Source organism: Kitasatospora sp. NPDC093558, from assembly GCF_040683475.1.
Classification (GTDB): domain Bacteria; phylum Actinomycetota; class Actinomycetes; order Streptomycetales; family Streptomycetaceae; genus Kitasatospora.
Window position 1 is genome coordinate 1 of the sequence record NZ_JBFBDY010000525.1, and the last position, 4,471, is coordinate 4,471.

The 4,471-nt window shown below is 71.0% G+C and carries 5 protein-coding genes; 4 read left to right on the forward strand and 1 reads right to left on the reverse strand.

All coding sequences use genetic code 11. The annotated features are described in order from the left end of the window. Nucleotides 1-888: serine/threonine-protein kinase (locus AB0O00_RS30610; protein WP_363657276.1), on the forward strand; the 888-nt coding region annotated here is incomplete at its 5' end. Between the two features lie 68 nt (nucleotides 889-956). Next, nucleotides 957-2,069 (forward strand): peptide chain release factor 2, encoded by a 1,113-nt coding sequence (gene prfB / locus AB0O00_RS30615; RefSeq protein ID WP_363657278.1) that lies wholly within the window; start codon nucleotides 957-959, stop codon nucleotides 2,067-2,069. A gap of 88 nt (nucleotides 2,070-2,157) precedes the next feature. On the opposite strand, the gene AB0O00_RS30620 is transcribed toward prfB, so the two are convergent. Next, nucleotides 2,158-2,352, reverse strand: coding sequence for a hypothetical protein (locus AB0O00_RS30620; protein WP_329929192.1), 195 nt, complete (start codon nucleotides 2,350-2,352; stop codon nucleotides 2,158-2,160). A 350-nt stretch (nucleotides 2,353-2,702) separates the two neighbouring features. Here AB0O00_RS30620 and ftsE point away from each other — a divergent pair, with 350 nt between their 5' ends. After that, nucleotides 2,703-3,392 (forward strand): cell division ATP-binding protein FtsE, encoded by a 690-nt coding sequence (ftsE, locus tag AB0O00_RS30625; RefSeq protein ID WP_063349173.1) that lies wholly within the window; start codon nucleotides 2,703-2,705, stop codon nucleotides 3,390-3,392. Nucleotides 3,393-3,468: 76 nt separating this feature from the next. Then, nucleotides 3,469-4,380 (forward strand): permease-like cell division protein FtsX, encoded by a 912-nt coding sequence (ftsX, locus tag AB0O00_RS30630; RefSeq protein ID WP_363657280.1) that lies wholly within the window; start codon nucleotides 3,469-3,471, stop codon nucleotides 4,378-4,380. The last annotated feature ends 91 nt before the right edge of the window (nucleotides 4,381-4,471 follow it).

Below are 4,471 nucleotides of genomic sequence, written 5' to 3' on the forward strand. Positions count from 1 at the left end.
GGGATCGTCCACCGCGACGTCAAGCCGGAGAACGTCCTGCTCGACCTCGCCGCCGCCCCCGGCCCGGGCGGAGCCCCGCGCGCCAAGCTCACCGACTTCGGCGTGGCCCGCCTGGTGGACGCCCCGCGCCGCACGAGGGCCACCCGGATCATCGGCACCCCCGACTACCTCGCCCCCGAGATCATCGAGGGCCTGGAGCCCCGCGCCGCCGTCGACATCTACGCCCTCGCCACCGTGCTCTACGAGCTCCTGGCCGGCTCGACCCCCTTCGGCGGCGGCCACACCGGCGCCGTGCTGCGCCGCCACGTCACCGAGCAGGTGCCGCCGATCCCCGGCCTGCCGGACGGGCTGTGGCGGATCGTCTCCGAGTGCCTGGCCAAGGCCCCCGCCTCGCGGCTGCGCGCCGCCGAGCTGGCCGCCCGGCTGCGCGAGCAGCTGCCCGCGCTGGCCGGCCTGCCGGTGCTCGCCGTCCCCTCGCAGGGCCGGGCCCCGGCCGAGGAGGCGATCACCCCCGGCGAGGCCGTGTACGCGGAGGTGGACGCCGCCCCCGGTGCCCACAAGCGCCGCCGCGGCCCGGCCGTCCCGCTGGTGCCCGGCGTCGCCCCGGACTCCACCCGGGACACCCACACCAGCCTGCGCCGCCCGTCCGCCGACGAGCTGGCCGCCTACGCCGCCGAGTCCCGCGCCCAGCGCGCCGCCCCCGGCACCGGCCACCGCCGCGACCGCCAGGCCCTGCTGCGCCGCCGTCGGCTGCTCGCCGTCGTGCTGGCCACCGTCCTGCTGCTGGCCGGTGCCGCCGCGGCCTGGACGGCCTTCGCGGCCACCGCCCCGGAGCCCGGCCACCCGGCCCGTCCTGCCGTCCACAGCACCGCCCCGCGGGCCCCGTAGGAGCGTCCCGGGCGGCCGGAGGACCCCGGTGTCGTCATGACCACCCCCGGAACCATTACCCTGGGGGCGTGGCAGCCGTCGATCCTTCCGAAGAGCTCAAGAACCTCGAATCGACCATGGGGTCGATCGAGGCCGTCCTCGACCTGGACAAGATCCGGGCCGACATCGCGGTCCTGGAGGAGGAGGCAGCCGCCCCCACCCTGTGGGACGACGTCGCGAACGCGCAGAAGGTGACCAGCCGGCTCTCCTTCCTCCAGGGCGAGCTGCGCCGGGTCGAGGGCCTGCGCAGCCGCATCGACGACCTGGGCGTGCTGTTCGAGCTGGCCGAGGCCGAGGACGACGCGGACACCCGCGCCGAGGCCGAGACCGAGCTCAAGGCGCTCCAGAAGGCCGTCGAGGAGCTGGAGGTCCGCACCCTCCTGTCCGGCGAGTACGACGCCCGCGAGGCGCTGATCAACATCCGTGCCGAGGCCGGTGGCGTCGACGCCGCCGACTTCGCCGAGCAGCTCATGCGCATGTACCTGCGCTGGGCCGAGCGGCACGGGTACCCCACCGAGGTGTACGACACCTCGTACGCCGAAGAGGCCGGCATCAAGTCCGCGACCTTCACCGTCAAGGCGCCGTACGCCTACGGCACCCTCTCGGTCGAGCAGGGCACCCACCGCCTGGTGCGCATCTCGCCGTTCGACAACCAGGGCCGCCGGCAGACCTCCTTCGCCGGTGTCGAGGTGCTCCCGGTCGTCGAGCAGTCCGACCACGTCGACATCGACGAGGGCGAGCTGCGCGTGGACGTGTACCGCGCCTCCGGCCCCGGTGGCCAGGGCGTCAACACCACCGACTCGGCGGTGCGCATCACGCACATCCCGACCGGCATCGTGGTCTCCTGCCAGAACGAGCGCTCGCAGATCCAGAACAAGGCGTCCGCGATGAACGTCCTCCAGGCCAAGCTGCTGGAGCGGCGCCGCCAGGAGGAGAAGGCGGCGATGGACGCCCTCAAGGACAGCGGCAGCTCCTGGGGCAACCAGATGCGCTCCTACGTCCTGCACCCGTACCAGATGGTCAAGGACGTCCGGACCGCGTTCGAGGCCGGCAACCCGCAGGCCGTCCTGGACGGCGACATTGATGGGTTCATCGAGGCCGGCATCCGCTGGCGCAAGCAGCGCGAGACCAGCGCCGAGTAATCGGGCGAAGACGCAGGAGGGCCCCCGACCGATCCCGGTCGGGGGCCCTTTCGTTCGGTACGTCTCGTCGGGTACGTCCCGTCGTGCCTCAGGCCAGCGCCTGCCGGGCGATCAGTGCCACCGCGAGCAGTCCGGCCAGCAGGGCCAGCAGCATCGCGGGGGAGAGCGCGGCGAACGGCCCCTGCTGCTCCTGCAGCCGGGCCCGGTTGGCGCGGCAGACCGGGCAACGGCCTTCGCTCACGCGTCCGTTGCAGTTGGCGCACACCAGATGGTCGCAGGTCATGCGATCTCCTCCTCGCTGCTAGAACCAACGCACCGGACGGGACTTTGGTTCCTTCGCGTGCCCTGTGCGGGGGAGCGGCCGGGCACGGTCGCTCCCTCCACTCTGCCAGGTTCCGACCGTTCCGGCTCCCGGGCTGTGAGATGCCTCGCAATTTTCCGGGCATAAAGGGATATTCTCCCCCAACTTCCGATGGCCGTCCTGTCCGGGCCCTGCGGGCCGACGGCGGATTCGCGTATGGTCCCAAGCCGGGACCGGCCCTCGCCGGTCCCTTCGCCCGCCCCCGGACCGGGCCCACAGGGGCGGACCGACCGAGGACTGGCGCCGCCTAGGATGGCCTCCGTGATGCAGCCGTGATCAGATTCGACAACGTCTCCAAGACCTATCCCAAGCAGAACCGTCCCGCCCTGGACAACGTCTCGCTGGAGATCGAGAAGGGTGAGTTCGTCTTCCTGGTCGGCTCGTCCGGCTCGGGCAAGTCCACCTTCCTGCGCCTGTGCCTGCGCGAGGAGCGCCCCTCCACGGGCGAGGTGCACGTGCTCGGCAAGGACCTGGGCAAGCTGTCCAACTGGAAGGTGCCGCACATGCGCCGCCAGCTGGGCACCGTCTTCCAGGACTTCCGCCTGCTGCCCAACAAGACCGTCGCGCAGAACGTCGCCTTCGCCCTCGAAGTGATCGGCAAGCCCAAGAGCGCCATCAACAAGGTGGTGCCCGAGGTGCTGGAGCTGGTCGGCCTCGGAGGCAAGGAGGACCGCATGCCCGGCGAGCTCTCCGGTGGTGAGCAGCAGCGCGTCGCGATCGCCCGCGCCTTCGTGAACCGGCCGATGCTGCTGATCGCGGACGAGCCCACCGGCAACCTCGACCCGCAGAACTCGGTCGGCATCATGAAGCTGCTCGACCGCATCAACCGCACCGGCACCACCGTGCTGATGGCGACCCACGACCAGGCCATCGTCGACCAGATGCGCAAGCGCGTCATCGAGCTCGACAAGGGCCTGCTGGTCCGCGACCAGGCCCGCGGCGTCTACGGATACCAGCACTGATCCACCGTCGCTGAACCGTAGGGCCGCCGGCCCGAGCCGTCCGACCAGCAGTACCGACCCTGGAGTTGTTACACGCATGCGCGCCCAGTTCGTCCTGTCGGAGATCGGTGTGGGTCTCCGCCGCAACCTGACGATGACCATCGCGGTCGTCGTCAGCGTCGCGCTCTCCCTCGCCCTCGCCGGTTCCTCGCTCCTGGTCCGCGACCAGGTGAACTCCATGAAGGGGTACTGGTACGACAAGGTCGAGGTGAGCATCTACTTCTGCACCAAGTCGGACGCCCGCAACTCGCCGCAGTGCGACAAGGGCGCGGCCACCGACCAGCAGGTGCAGGACATCAAGGCCCAGCTGGACAAGATGGACTCGGTGGTCCAGTCCGCGACCTTCGAGAACTCCACCGACGCGTACAAGCACTGGAAGGAGATGAACCCGGACAACCCGCTCATCTCCGTCCTGGGCCCGGACGCCATGCCGCAGTCCTGGCGGGTGAAGCTCAACGACCCGACGAAGTACGACGTCATCCAGAGCGCCTTCGCCGGGAAGCCGGGCGTCAAGTCGGTCGAGGACCAGCGGAAGATCCTGGAGAACCTCTTCGGCCTGCTCAACGGCCTGCAGACGGCGGCCTTCGTCATCATGGTGCTGATGCTGTTCGTCGCGCTGCTGCTGATCGTCAACACCGTCCGGGTGTCGGCGTACAGCCGTCGGCGTGAGACCGGGATCATGCGCCTGGTGGGCGCGTCCAACTTCTACGTCCAGATGCCGTTCATCGCCGAGGCCGCGTTCTCCGCGCTGCTGGGGGCCGTGATGGCCTCCGGGCTGCTGCTCGGCGGACACTTCTTCGTCCAGAACTGGCTGGCCTCCCGGGTGCAGTTCATCCACTTCATCGGGCTGAGCTCGGTGCTCGCGGTGATCCCGCTGCTGGTCGTGGTCGGCATGGGCATGGCCGGGATCGCGGCGTTCTTCACGCTGCGCAAGTACCTCAAGGTCTGAGCCCGCGGGCTCCCGGCGGCCCCGGGCGGGCGGGGGGCGTCCGGGGGGGGCGCCGGTGCGCGGGGGGGCGGTGCGGCCCGCCGCGCCGGGG